This window comes from Methylosinus sp. DMC45, from assembly GCF_056313885.1.
Genome location: NZ_JBQUZK010000019.1, coordinates 264009 through 281037, shown reverse-complemented (window position 1 = coordinate 281037; position 17029 = coordinate 264009). Strand labels below are relative to the sequence as shown.

At 66.4% G+C, this 17029-nt stretch carries 13 protein-coding genes; 5 read left to right on the top strand and 8 right to left on the bottom strand.

Translation table 11 applies throughout. The annotated features are described in order from the left end of the window. Position 1 precedes the first annotated feature (1 nt). The 6 genes from ACT53T_RS05895 to ACT53T_RS05870 all read right to left on the bottom strand — a co-directional run bounded on the left by ACT53T_RS05895 (position 2) and on the right by ACT53T_RS05870 (position 7020). Positions 2-1012 (bottom strand): sensor histidine kinase, encoded by a 1011-nt coding sequence (locus ACT53T_RS05895; RefSeq protein ID WP_476160500.1) that lies wholly within the window; start codon positions 1010-1012, stop codon positions 2-4. A gap of 28 nt (positions 1013-1040) precedes the next feature. Continuing rightward, entirely contained in the window at positions 1041-2636 is a 1596-nt protein-coding gene (locus ACT53T_RS05890; protein WP_476160499.1) for a sensor histidine kinase, read from the bottom strand. A gap of 216 nt (positions 2637-2852) precedes the next feature. Further along, positions 2853-3497: a sterol desaturase family protein gene (locus ACT53T_RS05885; RefSeq protein WP_476160498.1), complete on the bottom strand. Its 645-nt coding sequence runs from the start codon at positions 3495-3497 to the stop codon at positions 2853-2855. A gap of 8 nt (positions 3498-3505) precedes the next feature. Further along, the gene (locus ACT53T_RS05880) at positions 3506-4501 is read right to left on the bottom strand and encodes a fatty acid desaturase (RefSeq protein WP_476160497.1); all 996 of its coding nucleotides are present in this window, start codon (positions 4499-4501) and stop codon (positions 3506-3508) included. Beyond that, positions 4498-5688: a hypothetical protein gene (locus ACT53T_RS05875; protein ID WP_476160496.1), complete on the bottom strand. Its 1191-nt coding sequence runs from the start codon at positions 5686-5688 to the stop codon at positions 4498-4500. Before ACT53T_RS05875 ends, ACT53T_RS05880 begins: the two co-directional genes overlap by 4 nt. A 90-nt stretch (positions 5689-5778) precedes the next feature. Next, on the bottom strand, positions 5779-7020 hold the full coding sequence (locus ACT53T_RS05870) for an aminotransferase class I/II-fold pyridoxal phosphate-dependent enzyme (RefSeq protein WP_018266303.1): 1242 nt from the start codon (positions 7018-7020) through the stop codon (positions 5779-5781). 224 nt (positions 7021-7244) lie between these two features. Here ACT53T_RS05870 and ccmA point away from each other — a divergent pair, with 224 nt between their 5' ends. Genes ccmA through ACT53T_RS05850 form a run of 4 tightly spaced genes read left to right on the top strand, consistent with a single transcriptional unit; the run spans position 7245 to position 9406 of the window. Then, on the top strand, positions 7245-7916 hold the full coding sequence (gene ccmA / locus ACT53T_RS05865; RefSeq protein WP_476160495.1) for a heme ABC exporter ATP-binding protein CcmA: 672 nt from the start codon (positions 7245-7247) through the stop codon (positions 7914-7916). Then, on the top strand, positions 7913-8584 hold the full coding sequence (gene ccmB / locus ACT53T_RS05860; RefSeq protein WP_476160494.1) for a heme exporter protein CcmB: 672 nt from the start codon (positions 7913-7915) through the stop codon (positions 8582-8584). Before ccmA ends, ccmB begins: the two co-directional genes overlap by 4 nt. Positions 8585-8629: 45 nt before the next feature. Then, a complete protein-coding gene (locus ACT53T_RS05855; protein WP_476160493.1) occupies positions 8630-8827 on the top strand; it encodes a hypothetical protein in 198 nt (65 codons plus the stop codon). A 6-nt stretch (positions 8828-8833) separates the two neighbouring features. Continuing rightward, the gene (locus ACT53T_RS05850) at positions 8834-9406 is read left to right on the top strand and encodes a Fic/DOC family protein (protein ID WP_476160492.1); all 573 of its coding nucleotides are present in this window, start codon (positions 8834-8836) and stop codon (positions 9404-9406) included. 11 nt (positions 9407-9417) lie between these two features. Here ACT53T_RS05850 and ACT53T_RS05845 read toward each other — a convergent pair whose 3' ends face one another. After that, positions 9418-11835, bottom strand: coding sequence for a penicillin-binding protein 1A (locus ACT53T_RS05845; RefSeq protein WP_400769245.1), 2418 nt, complete (start codon positions 11833-11835; stop codon positions 9418-9420). 142 nt (positions 11836-11977) lie between these two features. Then, positions 11978-13306 (bottom strand): N-acetylmuramoyl-L-alanine amidase, encoded by a 1329-nt coding sequence (locus ACT53T_RS05840; RefSeq protein ID WP_476160491.1) that lies wholly within the window; start codon positions 13304-13306, stop codon positions 11978-11980. 778 nt (positions 13307-14084) lie between these two features. On the opposite strand from ACT53T_RS05840, the gene ACT53T_RS05835 reads away from it, so the two are divergent. Continuing rightward, the gene (locus ACT53T_RS05835; RefSeq protein ID WP_476160490.1) at positions 14085-16991 is read left to right on the top strand and encodes an Rne/Rng family ribonuclease; all 2907 of its coding nucleotides are present in this window, start codon (positions 14085-14087) and stop codon (positions 16989-16991) included. The last annotated feature ends 38 nt before the right edge of the window (positions 16992-17029 follow it).

Here is a 17029-nt window from a genome sequence, read left to right as displayed (position 1 = left end):
CTCACTCGGGCGGCGCAGGGAAACGCAGCTCGCAGCGCAGGCCCTTCGCGCCGGGCTCTATGATGGCGGCGCCGCCGAGCTGCTGGCCGAGCGAGCGCACCAGCTTATGCCCGTAGCCGAGGCCCATCGCTTCCGTGGAGGCGGGGCCGACGCCATCGTCCTCCACTGTCAGGACGAGATTCTCGCCGTCGCGCGTCAGCCGCACCTTCACCGTCCCGGCGCGCTCGTCGGGAAACGCATGTTTCAGCGCATTGACGACGAGCTCGTTGACGATCAGCGCGACCGAGCGCGCATCATCCATCTCCAGCGCGCAATCCGCCACTTCGGTCCGCAGCGCGATCGGCCGCACGCCGATCATCGCGAGCCGAAGATTGGCGCAGAGGTCGTCGATGAGCGGCCGCATCCACACGGCGCGCGCCCCGTCGTGCTGGAGCAGCGCATAGACGCGGCTCACCACTGCGACCCGGCTCGCCGCCGCCAGCAATGGGGCGCGCGCATCGTCGTCGTCGAGCGCGCGCGCCTCCATCTGCAGCATGGAGCAGACGAATTGCAGATCGTTCTTCGTGCGATGCGCCATTTCCTGGAGATAGAGCTTCCTCAATCGCTCGGTCTTGGTCGCCAGCGCATGAGCGGCGGCGGTCTCGTCGCCGCGTCGGTCGATCACGCCGGCGAGCTCCTGCATCACGAAGACGATGGCGAGAGCGACGCCGATGAATAGAACCAGAGCCAGGGCCTCGGCCGGGTCCGAGACGGCGAAGCCTTCGCCCGGAAACAGAAAATAGGCGGCGAGCGCCGCGCCGAAGGCCGCCGACCAGCCGCCCGCCTCGCCGCCAAAGAGCAGAGCCGAGAACATGACGGCGGGGACGAAGAGGAGCAGCTGTCCCGGCGGCAATTTCTCGCGCAGCGATATGTGCAGCGCGAGCGCGCCCAAGCAGAGGCCCGTCGCTCCGAGAAAACGCGCCCAGATGGGCAGCGCCCGCGAGCGCGCGGCCAGCGCGAGAAGCTCATGCATGATGAAGTCTCATTCGTGAGCGCGGCTGTCAGCTCGGCAGCCGCATCGTCACCTCGAATGTAGCGCCCTGCAGCGGCTGCGACCGCGCGGTCAGCGTCCAGCCATGGCGATCGGCGATGGTTTTGCAGATCGCGAGCCCGATTCCGGTGCCCGGATATTCGGCCTTGCTGTGCAGGCGCTTGAACGGCTCGAAAATGGCGCTCGCATATTTCGCCTCGAAGCCGACGCCGTCATCGGAGACGGAGAGGCGCAGCACAGAGTCCTCGACATGGCCGTGGATGGCGATGCGGGGCGTCTCGCCCTGGCGGCGGAATTTTATCGCATTGCTGACGAGATTATGCATGAGCCGCGCGAATTGCGGCGGGTCCGCCTCGAATTCCACGCAGGGCGCGTCGAGGCTGACATCGGCGCCCGATTCCTCGATCAGCTCGGAGAGATCGGCCAGAGCGGATTGAATCTCGACGCGCAGATTGCGCCGCTGCAGCTTGAGCGGAGCCTCGACGATGCGCGAATAGACCAGCAGATCCTCGACCAGCTCGCGCGCGCGCAGCGCCGAGCCGCGCATCACCTCGCTCGCATAGGAAATGTCCTTCTGATCGGAGGAGGAGACGGCGGAGTCGAGCATTTGCGAGAAGGCGACGATCTTGCGCAGCGGCTCCTGCAGATCATGCGAGGCGACATAGGCGAAGCGGGCGAGCCGCTCATTGACGCGCTCGAGCTCGACGATGCGCTGCTCCAGCGCCCGCTCTGCCGCGAGCCGGGCCGCCTCCTCGCGGCGACGCTCGGTCACATCCTGCGCATAGCCGTGCCAGACGGTGGAGCCGTCGGCCTGGCGCACCGGCTGCGCCTGCGTCTCCAGCCAGATCGTCCCCTTGGAGGGATGGTCGTAGCGGAACTCCTCGCGCAGCAGCGTCATCTGCGCCGCCGAGCGCGCGAAGCTGGCGCGCATGCGCTCGGCGTCGTCGCCGTGGATGCGGCGGAGCATGGGCGCGGCGTTGTCGCAAATCTCCTCCGGCGCGACGCCGAAGACATTGCGCACATTCTCCGCGAGATAGGGGCAGGAGCTGAAGCCGCCCGTGTCGAGCCGGAAGGAGAAGACGACGCCGGGCGCCGCCAGCGCGACATTGCCGAACTGCTCGACGAGGCGCGCATTCTGCGCCGCGAGCCGCTCCATGGCGTGGAGCGTCTCCAGATTGTCGACATGGGTCAGCGTGCGCTGAAAGGCTTCGCCGACGATGATGATGAACGCATCCGTCGTCAGAAAGGCAGCGAAGGCCAGCGCATCCTCGAGACCGTCCACCGGCGCGAGCCAGAATTGAATGACCGCGACAATGACGAGCAGGGCCGTCACGCCGGACGCCGCGCCGCCGACGAAGGAGGCGACGAGCAGGGGAAGATGGAAGGTGAGATAGAGATGGCCGCCGCTCTCGCCGGTGATGACCATGCGCCAGGCGACGGCCGCCGCCGCCGCGAGCAGCCCGATGGCGATGCGCCAGGAGAGCGGCGAGCGATACCAGCGCGCGACCCGTGGCGCGAGCGCGACGATGAGCGCCCGCAAGCGGCCGCGCTCGGCGTGGGGGAGGTCGGAGCTCGCCGCGGTCGGCGGCATTTTGAGGCTCGGCATGCTTGGGCTCGCTCGCATCCGCGGACATCGAAGCGGCGCGCTTCGCTTGGCGCGGATGCGTCCTCGAGGGTCCTGTCGGGAATTAGTCTTCCCGACGGAAAGGGCGCGGCGGACGCCGGCCTTTGCGCCCTATGCGCGCGCTCTCGGGCTCATTTATGACCGAAAGCGGCGCATGGAAGCGCCTGCGACGATAAGCCCGTCGCGACGATGAGCCGGTCACAAGGCGCGGCTGCCGGGCGTCTGGCCCTTCTCATAATTGGTGCCGAAGACATAATCCCACCAGATCGCATGGACGCCGAAGCCGCGTTCTGGATCGCGGAAATGATGCAGCATGTGCAGGCGGCGCACCAGATGGCCGAGCTTGGACTTGGGCTGGCCGTGATGCGTCCAGTAATGCACGCAGTCATAGAGCACATAGCCGGCGATGAAACCCGCGAGCATGGGCCAGGCGAAATCGCCGCCGAAGACGAGGCGGATGAGCGAGAGCGCGATCAGCATGATCGGCGTCGACAGCAGCGGCGGCATGACGAGCCGCAGCGGATCGCTCGGATAGATGTGATGCACGCCATGGATGAGGAATTGGAAGCGCGGCCCGAGCCCGAAGGGCAGCGGAAACACCGTATGGAACAGGAAGCGATGGCCGAAATATTCGGTCAGCGTCCAGGCGATGTAGCCGGCGACGAAGGCGAGGAGAATATAGCCCGCGCTCGCATAATTGCTCGCATAGGCGAGGAGCCAGAGGATGATCGGCCCATAGACGAGCGGCGGGGTCAGATGGTGGACGCGCGAATATTTGTCGAGAAGGTCGCTCTCGAAGAGGCGCGGCGAGGCGTCGAGCGCCTCGTTTTCGATGGCAGTCATGGGAAACTCTACTCCGCCGGAACGGGAACGAGCTGCGCGGCGCTGGCGACCTCCACATTGGCGGAGCGCGTCTGCAGCGAATAGCGCGGGTCGAAGACGAAAGTGACGAGCAGGGCGAACCACGAATAATGGGCACCGAGCGGCTTGTAGAACTCCGGCGCCATCTCGGTGAGCTCCGGCAGGCGGCGCCAGGGTATCTCGTGAAAGTCGTGATGCTCGTTGTGATAGCCGATGTTGAGCGCGACCTTGTTGAGCGGGCCGTAATAGTCGAACGTGCCCTGATTGGGGCCGAAGGCGAAATGCTCCTGCACCCAGCGCGCGCTCAGAGGATGCAGCCCGCCGACCGAGAACCAGAAGGAGAGGATCAGATAGAGCAGCGCATTGGCGCCGAAGGTCCAGAGCACGAAGATGTCGAAGATCAGGATGACGGCCGTGTTGATATAGGTCCAAAAGCCCATGAAAGGCACAGTGCCCTTGAGCCGCGAGAGGCGCGCCAGCTGGATCGCCGGGAAGAAGAACAGCCACAGCGCCTTGCGCCATGTGCTATTGCCCACCCACTCCACCTCCCAATGGCTCGGAATGTCGGCGTCGTAATCATAGGCCGACAGATGCGAGTGATGCTTGATGTGATAGCAGCGAAAGCCCATCGCCGTCGGAAAGGCGTTGGGGAGATCGGCGAGCAAGGCGGTGAGCTTGTTGTAGAGCGTGTTCTCGAACACGCAATTGTGGATCGCGTCGTGAATGGCAACGAAAGCCGCGTGATTGGCGAAGGCGCCGACGCAAATCGCCAGCAGCAGGGTCAGCGGCCAATAGGAGAGGCCGAGCCAGCCGAGAATGGCGGCGATCGTCAGCTGGCCGGCGAATATCCCGGCGGTGATCTTGAAAGTGAGATCATCCTTGCCGAACAGCGTCCTCACCTCGGGATGCGCCTCGAGAATGAGGCGGCGACGCTCGACATGCGAGCGATCGGCGGAGGACGTCGAAGAAATCGAGATGACATTCATGGCGTCGCCTCTTCTCTCACAGCCTCGTTTGCAGCGGGCGGCGCGCCCGCCACGCGCTTCTCATAAACGCGGTGAATCTTGTCGATCTTGCCGCCGAACATTTCGATCGGCTTGCGCATGCCCATATTGTCCTCGAGCACCCAGCCGGCCTCGAGGGCGACGATGCTGGCGTCGACGCAGCTGCGCCGGCGCATATCCTCGATCAGCGACAGCAGGATCGCGCCGCCCGTCGCGCTGTTCTGCAGCGTCTTGCGCGTGCCGAGCAGCAGCAGGCGCGCGGTCGAGAATTTGTGCTTGCGGATGCGCGAGATCAGCTTGAGCCAATTGAAGGGCAGCAGCTTGCCGTCGAAATCTGCGGTGATCTCGTGCAGATTGGGCAGCGCCACCGCGAAGGAGACCGGCGCGCCGTCGAATTCGAGCACGATGCCGAATTCCGGCGGCATCACATATTTCATGAGATCCGCGAAGCCGTCGAGCTCGTCCTTGCCGAGCGGCACGAAGCCCCAATTGTCGCGCCAGCCGTCATTGAACAGATCGGACATCAGAGCGGTTTCGCCCTGCTTCAGATGATCGCGATCGAGCTGGCGAATCTTCAGCCGGTCGCGCCATTCGGGGCGGGCGGCGATGCGGCGCTCCTTGCTGAGATCCTGCTCGGCGGAGAGATGCCGATAGGAGACCAGATCCTTCGCCTTGTCATAGCCGAGCGCCTCGATGAGCCGCGACAGATAGGGAGGATGCCAAGGCGTCAGATACATGGGCGTCGCTTCGAAGCCCTCGATCAGCACGCCGCTCTCGCCATTGATATCCGGCGAGAAGGGGCCGACGATGGTCTCGGCCCCGCGCGCGCGCAGCCATTCCTCCGCCGCCTGCGTCAGCGCGCGCACGACCTCGATGTCGTCGATGGCGTCGAGCGAGCCGAACTGCCATCGCGAGGTGGAGACGGGCTGAATCGTCTTATAGACCTGCGCGCCGATGCGGCCGACCCATTTGCCGTCCTTGCGCGCCAGAAACTCCTGCGCCTCGACATGCTGGAAATGCGGATTGAGCTTGTGGCTGTAGAGATTCCAGCGCTCGGCGTCCAGCGACGGCGCGAAGCCCTTATGGCCCTTATAGATGAGACGCGGAAGCTTGCAGAAGGTCAGGAATCGCGAAAGATTATCGACGGGAACAATCTCGATGCCGGCCATAGCGAACACCTATCGAGCTAGAGAAGCGAGCGAAAGCGGGCATATCGACGCGGGAAAGGGAAAGCGCGGGGAGCGGCCGCAGCCGCGCCCTCACAGGCTCGCGCCCGCCATCGCCTTCTTCACCAATTCATGCGCCTCCGCGGCCACCGGCGGCAGATCGCGCAGCGCGTCGAGCACGGCGCGAATCTCATCCTCGGAATGATTGGCGGAGAGGAAGAAACGCAGACGCGGCTGGTCCTTGGGCACGCCGATCTGCACGATCGGCGGCACATAGAAGCCGAGGCCGAGCAAATGCTGCGAGGCCCACATGGTCTCGACGCTGTCCTGGAACAGAATCGGCACCACGCCGCGGCCGATCGCCGGCCCGGTGCTCAGCCCATTGGCGTGGGCGTAATCACGGAAGAATTCGGCGTTGCGCGCCAGCTTGCCGACGCGCCAGCTCTCCTCCTGCATCAGCTGCAGGGCGGTGCGCGCCGAGGCGAGAATCACCGGCGAGAGGCCGACGCTGTAGACGAAGCCCGGCAGAGTGTAGCGGAACCAGTCGATGACCGGCTTTTTCGCGCAGACGAAGCCGCCGCAGGAGGCGAGCGTCTTCGACATTGTGCCGACGACGAGATCGAGCCGGCCGGGATCGACGCCCTGCAGCTCGGCGAGGCCGCGGCCCGTCTCGCCCAGCACGCCGAGCGAATGCGCTTCATCGACCATCAGCCATGCGTCATGGCGGTCTTTCAGCTCCACGAGGCGCGGCAGATCGGCGGTGTCGCCGTCCATGCTGTATATGCCCTCAACGACGATGAGCACATGGCGGAAGTCCTGGCGCTTCTTGGCGAGGAGATGATCCAGATGCTCGAAGTCGTTGTGGCGGAACTTGATGACCTCGGCCGGCGAGGCCTCGCAGCCGGCGACGATGCTGTTGTGGGCGAGCTCGTCGATGAACAGAGCGTCGCGCTTGCCGAGCAGCCAGGAGATGGTCGTCACATTGGCGAGATAGCCGGAGACCAGCGTCAGCGCCGCCTCCATGCCGAGAAATTCGGCGATCTCCGCCTCGAAGGGCTTGTGAGTCGAGCGCTCGCCGCCGACGAGGCGCGAGGCCAGCGCGCCGACGCCGAGCCGATGCAGCTCGCGATCGGCCTCCTCCAGAATCTTGGGGTGATTGGCGAGGCCGAGATAGTCGTAATTGGCGAAGCTGACGAAATGCGTCCCCTTCGCCTCGAAATCGGCGCGAAGCCGATCGATCTGCGCGAAGAAGGGATCGTGATATTGGAGGAGCGCATTGCCGGCGAAACGAAATCGTCTCGATGCGTAGTCCGAAAGGCTGTTATGCTTCGCCACTTAGTGCGTCATCCCTCGAGTCTGCGGCCGCGCGCGCGTCTCGCGGCGCCGCATTGGAAGAGGACGCCCGATTCCTCGGAACGTCCGCGGTCGGCCCGCAGGCTTAGCACCCTTCGGCGCCAGAGCGCCAGCGAAAGCATCGTGGCGCGGGGGAAGTCCTCCTCCGCCGGCGCGCGGGAGGCGGGGATTTCCCCTGCGGCGGAGTTGCTCTATTGGCTCTGGCGATGACAGACATTCCGCATCCGCCCTCCCGTCCCCACGCCGAGCGCGCCTCCGCCCTGCGCCTGCGGGTGGAGGATATCGCCGTCGCCCGCGGCGGGCGGCGCGTGCTCGCGGGCCTCGGCTTCTCCCTTTCGAGCGGCGAGGCGCTGATCGTCACCGGCCGCAATGGGGCCGGCAAATCGACGCTTTTGCGCGCGCTCGCCGGGCTTTTGCCGCGCCTTTCCGGCAGCGTCGCGATCGAGGGCGCCGCGGAGGCCGAGGAGCCGGCGACGCTGCTCCATTATCTCGCCCATGCCGATGGGCTGAAGGCGCCGCTCACCGCCCGCGAGAATCTGGAGTTCTGGGCGCAATTTCTGGGCGAGGAGCCGGATCGCCGCAGCCTCCCGCCGGCCGAGGCGCTGGAGCGGGTCGGGCTCGCGCATTTGTCGGAGACGCTGGTCGCCATGCTCTCCGCCGGGCAGAAGCGCCGCATCGCGCTGGCCCGCCTGCTGGTGGCCTTCCGGCCGCTCTGGCTGCTGGACGAGCCGACCAGCGCGCTCGACGCCGCCTCCCGGACGCGGCTCGCGCGGCTGATGACGGAGCATCGCGCGCTCGGCGGAATGATCATCGCCGCCACGCACGAGCCGCTCGGCCTCGAGGACGCGCGTGAGCTGGCGCTGGGAGCGAATTCGTGAATTCTCCGCTTGTCGCATTGTTCTTGCGCGATTTGCGCGTCGCTCGCCGCATCGGCGGCTCGGCGACCATGGGCGTCGTGTTTTTTCTGGTGATGGTGTCGATCGCGCCTTTCGCCATCGGACCGGACCCCAATCTTCTCGCCCGCATCGGCCCGGCGATCTTGTGGATCGCGGCGCTGCTGGCGAGCCTTCTCTGCCTCGATCGGCTGTTTCAGGCCGATCTCGAGGATGGCTCGCTCGATCTCTTCCACCTCAGCCGCGCGCCGCTCGAGCTGGCGGTTCTGGTGAAATGCGCCGCTCATTGGGTGACGACCGGCCTGCCGCTGGCGCTGGCGGCGCCCTTTCTCGGCCTGATGCTGCAGCAGGAGGAGACGGCGCTCGCCGCCGTCACGATCACGCTTCTGGCCGGCACGCCGGCGTTGACGCTGATCGGCGCCATAGGCGCGGCGGCGACGGTGACATTGCGCCGCGGCGGCCTGCTGATGGCGCTGCTGGTGCTGCCGCTGACGATTCCGGTGCTGATTTTCGGGGTGTCGGCGGCGGAGGCGGCGACGGGCGGCACAGTGTCCTTCTTCGCGCCCTTCGCGATTCTATGCGCGATCAGCCTGGCGTCGCTGGCGCTCTGTCCCTTCGCCGCGGCGGCGGCGCTGCGGAGCGTGGGGGAGTGACGATATAGCTGTTTCCGTTCGGCGGCTTCGTGATAGTCTTCGTGAATGGCGAAGCGAGACCATCCGATTGTGCGGCGCCGGTCCCTCATCTTGGGGCTGGTGGGCTTTTCGCGCATCAGCGCCGTCGAGGGCGTGCGTCTCGACGCCGACAGCAAGAGAATGTTCGCCGACTTCGAGCGTCGTGGCTTGACCGACGCAGAGCGTCGCCGCGCGATCTACGAAAAGCACGCGAAAAAAGCTTGAGGCGCCGTGTATCGCGCTATTGTCGATCCCTATTGCTATAGCGGAACGACCGTTCTCAAAAATCGTCTCGGACTTCGCGCGCAGGCCGATCTCGACGCATTCGAGGCCGAAGCGACGGCGCAACGGTTTTCGGAACCGCTGCCGATGGGACGCTTCGGCGTTCGACATTATTGCGCCCTTCATCGCCATATTTTCGGAGACGTCTATCGCTGGGCCGGATGTTTCCGTTCCATCAGAATCGCCAAGGGCGCGAGCATGTTCTGCTACCCGGAGCATATCGCCGCCGAAATGGCGCGGATATTCGACGGGCTTCGAAACGACGGCGGTCTGCGGGACTTGCCCGTCGCTCTCTTTGCCGCTCGATCGGCTCGTTTCTTGTCCGAGCTCAATGCCGTTCATCCGTTTCGAGACGGCAATGGCCGGGCGCAACTCGCGTTTTTTGTGCTTCTCGCCGATCACGCGGGGCGCACGCCGAAGCTGCGCAGACTGAAGGCGGAGTCCTTCCTCGCCGCCATGATCGAGAGTTTTCATGGCCGCGAGGAGAAGCTCATAGCCGAGATCGAGCGGCTGATATCCTGACGGAGCCCGCGTCAGTACAACCCGCCGGTCCCGCTGCCCACCTGCTTGTCCACATCCTGCGCGGCGCCGGACTGCAATCCGCCGTCACTGCCGGCCGGGGAGTAGGAATCGGGCGGCGCGGTGCCGGGCTTGAAGGCCTCGAGGATAGAGCCGGAGCCCTTCGAGCGCAGGCCCGAATGCGGATCGACCGAGATCAGCTTTATGCCCGGCGGCACGCGGAAGGGCACGTCGGGCTTGTCTTTCAGCGCCACCATCATGAAGTCGCGGAAGATCGGCGCGGCGTAGGTCGCCGCTTGCGCGCTCTTGCCCTCGCCGACGGGGCGGGGGCGGTCGTAGCCGATATAGACGCCGACGGCGAGATCGGGCGAGAAGCCGACGAACCAGAGGTCCTTGGCCTCGTTGGTGGTGCCGGTCTTGCCGGCGAGATGCTTGCCGACGGCCTTGATCGACTGGCCGGTGCCGCGCTCGATGACGCCTTCCATGATGGAGGTGATCTGATAGGCGGTCAGCGGATCGAGCACCTGCTCGCGCTTGTCGATCAGCTTGGGCTCGTTCTGGCTCTCCCATTTGGGGGCGTCGCAGCCCAGGCATTGGCGCTCGTCATGGCGATAGATCGTCTTGCCCCAGCGGTCCTGAATGCGGTCGATCAGCGTCGCCTTCACCCGCTTGCCGCCATTGCACAGCATGGAATAGGCGGTGACCATGCGCATCACCGTCGTCTCGCCGGCGCCGAGCGACATGGGCAGATAGAGCGGCATGTCGTCGTAAATGCCGAAGCGCTTGGCGTATTCGGCGATCAGCGGCATGCCGACATCCTTGGCGAGGCGCACCGTCATCATATTCTTGGAGTGCTCGACGCCATAGCGCAGCGGATGCGCGCCGGTTCCGTGCGCGCCCTCGAAATTCTCCGGTGTCCAGCTCTCGCCATTGGCCTGCACGATGGTGATCGGCTCGTCGAGAATGGAGGAGGAGGGCGTGTAGCCATTGTCCAGCGCCGTGGCGTAGACGAAGGGCTTGAAGGAGGAGCCCGGCTGGCGCAGCGCCTGCGTCGCGCGGTTGAACTCCGACTGATCGTAGGAGAAGCCGCCGACCATGGCGAAGACGCGGCCCGTATACGGGTCCATCGCGACCATGGCGCCGGAGATTTCCGGGATTTGGCGCAGCCGATACTGCCCCGGCCGGCCGGCGAGCGGCTCGACATAAATGACGTCGCCCGGCGTCACCGCGGCGCGAATGCTGCGGCCGGCCCAGCGCATGCCTTCTTGCGAGAGCTGGCCGGTCTCGCGCTCGCGCGCCACCTCGCCGGATTTCTCGCGCCCGGGCTGCAGGCCGATGCGGGCGAAGCTGTCGTTCGTCTCCAGCACGACGGCGAGGCGCCAGGGCTTCACATCGCCGAGCGCCGGAATATCGGCGAGCGGCAGGCCCCAATCATAGGAGATGTCGATATGGCGCATCGGGCCGCGGAAGCCATGCGCCTCGTCGAAGCGCACCAGGCCGTCGGCCAGCGCCTTGCGCGTGATGGCCTGCATCTTGGGGTCGAGCGTCGAGCGCACCGAGAGGCCGCCCTCATAGAGCTTCTTGTCCCCATATTTGTCGAGCAGCTCGCGGCGCACCTCCTCGGCGAAATAGCCGGCGACATAGGTGTTGGGCGAGGTGACGCGCGGATTGACGCCGAGCGGCTCGGTCTTGGCCTTGTCGCCGTCCTTCTGCGAGACGAAGCCGTCGGCGACCATGCGGTCGATGACGTAATTGCGGCGCTCGAGCGCGCGGTCGCGATGCTGGAAGGGATGGTAGTTGTTCGGCGCCTTGGGCAAAGCGGCGAGATAGGCCGCCTCCGGTATCGTCAGCTCATAGACCGATTTGTTGAAATAGTTCAGCGCGGCGGCGGCGACGCCGTAATTGCCGAGGCCGAGATAGATCTCGTTGAGATAGAGCTCGAGGATGCGGTCCTTGGGATAGGCCGCCTCTATGCGGAAGGAGATCAGCGCCTCTCTGATCTTGCGCTCGAAGCTGCGCTCATTGCCGACGAGGAAGTTCTTGGCCACCTGCTGGGTGATGGTGGAGGCGCCCTGCATATGCCGGCCGCCCTGGGCGAGGATCGAGGCCGCGCGGGCGATGCCTTCGAAATCGACGCCATTATGCGTGTAGAAATTCTTGTCCTCGGCCGAGATGAAGGCCTGCTTGACCAGCGGCGGAATGGCCGCGCTCGGCAGGAACAGCCGGCGCTCGCGCGAATATTCGGCGAGGATGGAGCCGTCATTGGCGTGGATGCGCGTCGTGACCGGCGGCTCGTAATTGCGCAACTGCGCCGTGTCCGGCAGATCCTTCGAGAATATGTAGACGACGCCGGCCGCCGCCGTCACGGCGATCAGGAAGACGATGGCGCCGGTCGCGAAGAGGAAGCCGAAGAACCGGACGAGCAGACGCATGAAGGATGATCCTCGAGGGAGACGCGTTGCTGTGAAATCTGGCGCGCTGCGCGCCGAAGGCGTCCCGTTTAGAGCATATTTTGTCGTGACGGAAACCGAATCGGCCTCCCGCCATCCCCATCCTTAGCCCAATTTTTATGTTTTATTGTGGGCGTTGCGTCGTGGCCACGGCCTGAGAGGGCGCGCTGGCCTGAAGCTGCGCCGGCTCCCGGCGCTCGTCGAAATAGCGCTCGATCGCCTGCGCCGTGGCCTCTGCGGCGCGCTCGCGCCATTCCGGCGACAGCATGCGCGAGAGGTCGCGCGCGCTGGACAAATAGCCGAGCTCCAGCAGGACGGACGGAATATCGAAGGCTTTCAGCACGACGAAGCCGGCGGAGCGGCTCGGATTCTTGTTGAGATGGCCGACGGTCTGCCAATAGGCGATCAGCGTGCGGGCGAAGACATGGCTATAGGCGCGGGTCTCGCGGCGGGTGAGATCGTAGAGAATGTCGCCGACCTCGCCGGCGTCCTCGGATTTGCGCTCGAGCCCGGCGGCGCGATCGGCGAAATTCTCCTTCTCGGCGATCTTGGCGGCCTCCGAGTCGGAGGCGCGGGCGGAGACGGTGTAGACCGTCGCTCCCTCGACGCTGGTCTCGCCCAGCGTATCGGCGTGGATCGAAAGGAACAGCTCCGCCCCGGCCTGGCGCGCGACGCGCACGCGCTCGTCGAGCGCCATGAAGGCGTCCTCATTGCGGGTGAGCAGCACGCGCAGCTTGCCGTCCGCCTCGAGCTTGCCCTTCAGCGCGCGGGCGAATTCGAGGACGATGGTCTTCTCCTGCTCGCCATGCGGGCCGGCGGCGCCGACATCGACGCCGCCATGGCCGGGGTCGATGACGAGCAGAGGCTTGGCGTCGGCTGCGGGCGCCGGCGGCTCGGCCGCGGGGGCGGCGGAAACGGTAGCGGCGTGGGAAGGCGCGAGCCGGGTCGCCTCTGCGGCGAAGCTCGCGGCGTCTGTCGGCTCGAGCTCGACGACGAGGCGCGGGGAGCCGAGCTTCGAATCGCTCTCGGCGCGAAGGATCTTGGCCGGCCGCGTGAGATCGACGACGATTCGCGAGCGTCCGGGCGCGAAATGGCCGAATCGGAAGGAGATCACGAGATCGTCGCCGCTGCGCTTGTCCTTGGCCGGGCGGCCGACCTCTGGGTCGAGACGGAAGGCCATTTCGGGGAGATCGACGACGATTCGATAAGGGTCGGCGACGGGAAAGACGCTCGGCTTCACCTCCGCCGTCGTCTCGAAGACGAGACGGGCGCGGTCCTTCTGCTGCTCCAAGCGGACGGCGATGGCCGAGACAGGCTCGGGCGCGGCGGGTCCGGCTGCTGCGGGCGCGCCGGAGAGGGCGAGACAGAGGGCCGCCGCCGCAAAGCGCAGCGCAGGCGCACGTCGCCCGCCTCTCCGCGAAGGCCCGGCCCCCGTCGGTCGCATCTCGTCCATGTTCTGAATCGCCCCGCTCACGCGTTCGCCCGATAATAATATGGCGTGGCTCGCGCATGCGCGCGAGCCCGGAATCTTTCTGAGGATATCTGGTTAACGCGACGTTAGCGCCCGTCCCGATCGCAGTTGCATCACGCGATCGATCGGAAATCATTTGGAAAAAGGCAGCCCGCGCATTTTTGTGCGGAGGGGATCGCCAGCCTGTGGGCGGAGCCGCCGGCCAACTTGCGGTGTCGCCTTCGAGACATTATGTATGGAACCGTTCCGTGGAAGGGTTCGAAATGCGCCTTGCGCAATTTCGGCGTCTCACGGCGCCGGGAATCGTCTCGGGACGGACGGCGCGTTTTTCCACGGAGCGAATTACGTTCGAATGCACGCCTCGCGCGCGGGTTCCGAACGGGCGGGCGCCGCCGTAAGGCGCTGTGACATAAGGTTTTTGTGACGAGCTCATGGCGAAGTCCATGACATGCCGCCAATCGAGGTCCCGCTCCGCGCGAGAGTATCGCGCGCCGGCGGGCGAATCGATTCGCGCTGTCGCGCCGAGCCGTCGTCACTTCGGCTCCCGATCGGTCCCGCTTCGGCGGCCGGTCGGGCCTCTCGCCCAGTTCGCCGGCGGTCGCGCCGGTTCGCGTATCCGATGTTTCGCGATCGACACCAACTCCCAGAAGACACGCGTCGACGCTCCGACGCTTCGCCGGACCGCGGTCGCATCGTCCCTCACCGGACGTTCGCTCGAGACCGCCGGCGTCGCCTCGCGTCGCGCCGCAAAGAGTTTCTCATGGCCAACAAAATGCTCATCGACGCCTCCCACCCGGAGGAAACCCGCGTAGTCGTGCTACGTGGCAATCGCGTTCAGGAATTCGACTTCGAAGCCGCCGACAAAAGGCCTTTGCGCGGCAATATTTATCTCGCCAAGGTCACGCGTGTGGAGCCGTCGCTCCAGGCCGCCTTCGTGGATTACGGCGGCAATCGTCACGGCTTTCTGGCCTTCGCCGAAATCCATCCCGATTATTATCAGATTCCCGTCGCCGACCGGATCGCTCTGCTCGAGGAGGAGAGCCGCGTCCATCAGCAGGAAGACGAGGAGCCGCGCTCCCATGGCGGTGGTGGCGGCGGAGGCCGTCGCCGCTCGCGCCGCCGCCATTCCGACGGCGCCGAGAAGCGCGCCAATTCCGATGAGGTGATCTCCGAGAGCGCTCCCGAGAACGAGCAGACCGACGCCGCCGAGCAGGCGGCGCCGGCCGCGGAGGAGAGCCGCGCCGAGAACGCGGAATCCGAATCCGCCGCAGCGGAGAGCTTCTCGGCCGAGTCGCGCCCGCAGGAGGCCGTCGAGGCGGAGCCGATCTCCATCGATCCGCAGGGCTTCGGCGTCGTCGAGGCCGGCCATGCCGAGGAAGCGCCGGCCGAGCCGGCCGAGGCCGATCACGAGGTCAAGGCCCGTCGCCAGGACGAGCGCGATGAAGAGCATGAGGCCGAGCGCGAGGAGGCCGAGGCTCGCCGCCGCGACGACGACCATGATGACGAGGAAGAGCACGAGGACGAGGAAGAGCACGTCGAGCATATCGGCGGCGACGCGATGGAAGAGGTGCCGCACCGGCCCTCGCGCTCGCGCCGTCAATATAAGATCCAGGAGGTCATCAAGCGCCGCCAGGTTCTGCTCGTGCAGGTCGTCAAGGAGGAGCGCGGCAACAAGGGCGCGGCGCTGACCACCTATCTCTCGCTCGCCGGCCGCTATTCCGTGCTGATGCCCAACACCGCGCGCGGCGGCGGCATCTCCCGCAAGATCACCGACGGCGCCGATCGCAAGCGCCTGAAGGAGATCGTGCAGGAGCTCGAGGTGCCGGAGGGCATGGGCGTCATTCTGCGCACCGCCGGCGCGACGCGCACCAAGGCCGAGGTCAAGCGCGACTTCGAATATCTGCTGCGCATGTGGGAGAGCGTGCGCGAATTGACGCTGCGCTCCAGCGCGCCGACGCTCGTCTATGAGGAAGGCTCGCTCATCAAGCGCGCCATTCGTGATCTCTATGGCCGCGACGTCGAGGAGGTCATCGTCTCCGGCGAGGAGTCCTATCGCGAGGCGAAGGACTTCATGCGCATGCTCATTCCGAGCCACGCCAAGAACGTCCGCCTCTATCGCGATCCCAATCCGATCTTCGCCTCCGCCGGCGCGGAGGCGCAGCTCGACGCGCTGTTCTCCAATCAGGTGACGCTGAAGTCCGGCGGCTATCTCGTCATCAATCAGACCGAGGCGCTGGTCGCCATCGACGTGAACTCGGGACGCTCCACCCGCGAGCACAATATCGAGGACACGGCGCTGCGCACCAATCTGGAGGCGGCCGACGAGGTCGCCCGCCAGCTGCGCCTGCGCGATCTCGCCGGCCTCATCGTCGTCGATTTCATCGACATGGAGGAGAGCCGCAACAATCGCTCGGTCGAGCGCCGCTTGAAGGATGCGCTGAAGAACGACCGCGCTCGCATTCAGGTCGGCCGCATCTCGCATTTCGGCCTTCTGGAAATGTCGCGCCAGCGCATTCGCGCCGGCGTGCTCGAGGGCTCGACGGTTCCCTGTCCGCATTGCGCCGGCGCCGGCACGGTGCGCTCCACCGCCTCTATCGCGCTGCATGTGCTGCGCGTGCTCGAGGATGCGCTCATCAAGAGCGCGGCGCATGACATCATCCTGCGCACGCGCACCGTGGTCGCGCTCTATATCCTCAATCAGAAGCGCAGCCATCTGCAGGCTTTGGAGCGCCGTTTCGGCGTCGCCATCACCGTCTCCGCCGACGACAGCCTGACCGGCACCTCCTATCATGCGCTGGAGCGCGGCGAGCCGGCCACCGGCGTGCGCGAGCTTCCGGCCCAGACCGCGCTGCGCGTCGATTCGCTCGCCGATCTCGAGGATGAGATCGAGGTCGAGGAGGCGTCCGCCGAGGAAGACGAGATCGTCGAGCGCCGGCCCGAGGTCGCGCGCCGCGAGGAGAGAGCCGCGCGTCCGCCCTTCGTCGAGGAAGAGGGCGAAGGCGAGGACCAGCCGCGGGCGCGCCGTCGGCGTCGTCGCCGCGGACGCGGCGGCGGGCTCTCCGGCGGAGAAGCGCCGGCGCCGGGCGCCGAGCAGCCGTCCGACGAAGGCCTCGCCATTGTCGCGGAGATCGACGGCGTTCCCACCGCGCCGGCCAATGAGGTTCCGCGTCCCGCCGAACGCGGCAGCCGCGGCGGACGCGGTCGCCGCGCCGGCCGTTGGACGCGCTCCTCGCCGCTGCCGCCCGAATTTCGCGAGCAGGGCGCTTTCCCGCTCGACGAGGGCGTCGCCGAAACCGCCGTTTCCCCGGCCGAGGCGCATATCCCGCCTTATGAGGCGAGCGAGGCGGCTCCGGCTCCTGTCGTGACGGAGGCCGCTCCCGTCGCCCCGATCGCCGAGGCTCCGGCGCCGGCCGAAGCGGCTCCGCCGGCGGAGGCCGTCGCTCCGAGCGCGCCAGCGCCCGAGGCTCTTGCGGCGGCTCCGGCTCCCGCTTCCGCGGCTCCTGCGCCGGAGCCTGCGGCTCCGCCCGCTCCCATCGTGCATGAGGCCGCCGCTCCGCCGGCGCCGCCGCGCGAGCCGACCGAGACGATCATCACCGAGGCCGACCCCAATCGTCCCAAGAAGGGCGGCTGGTGGCAGCGCGCCAAGGCCTCGCTCGGCGGCGAGTGACGAAAAGCGCATGACAAAAAAGCGCGGCGGGCCGTGAG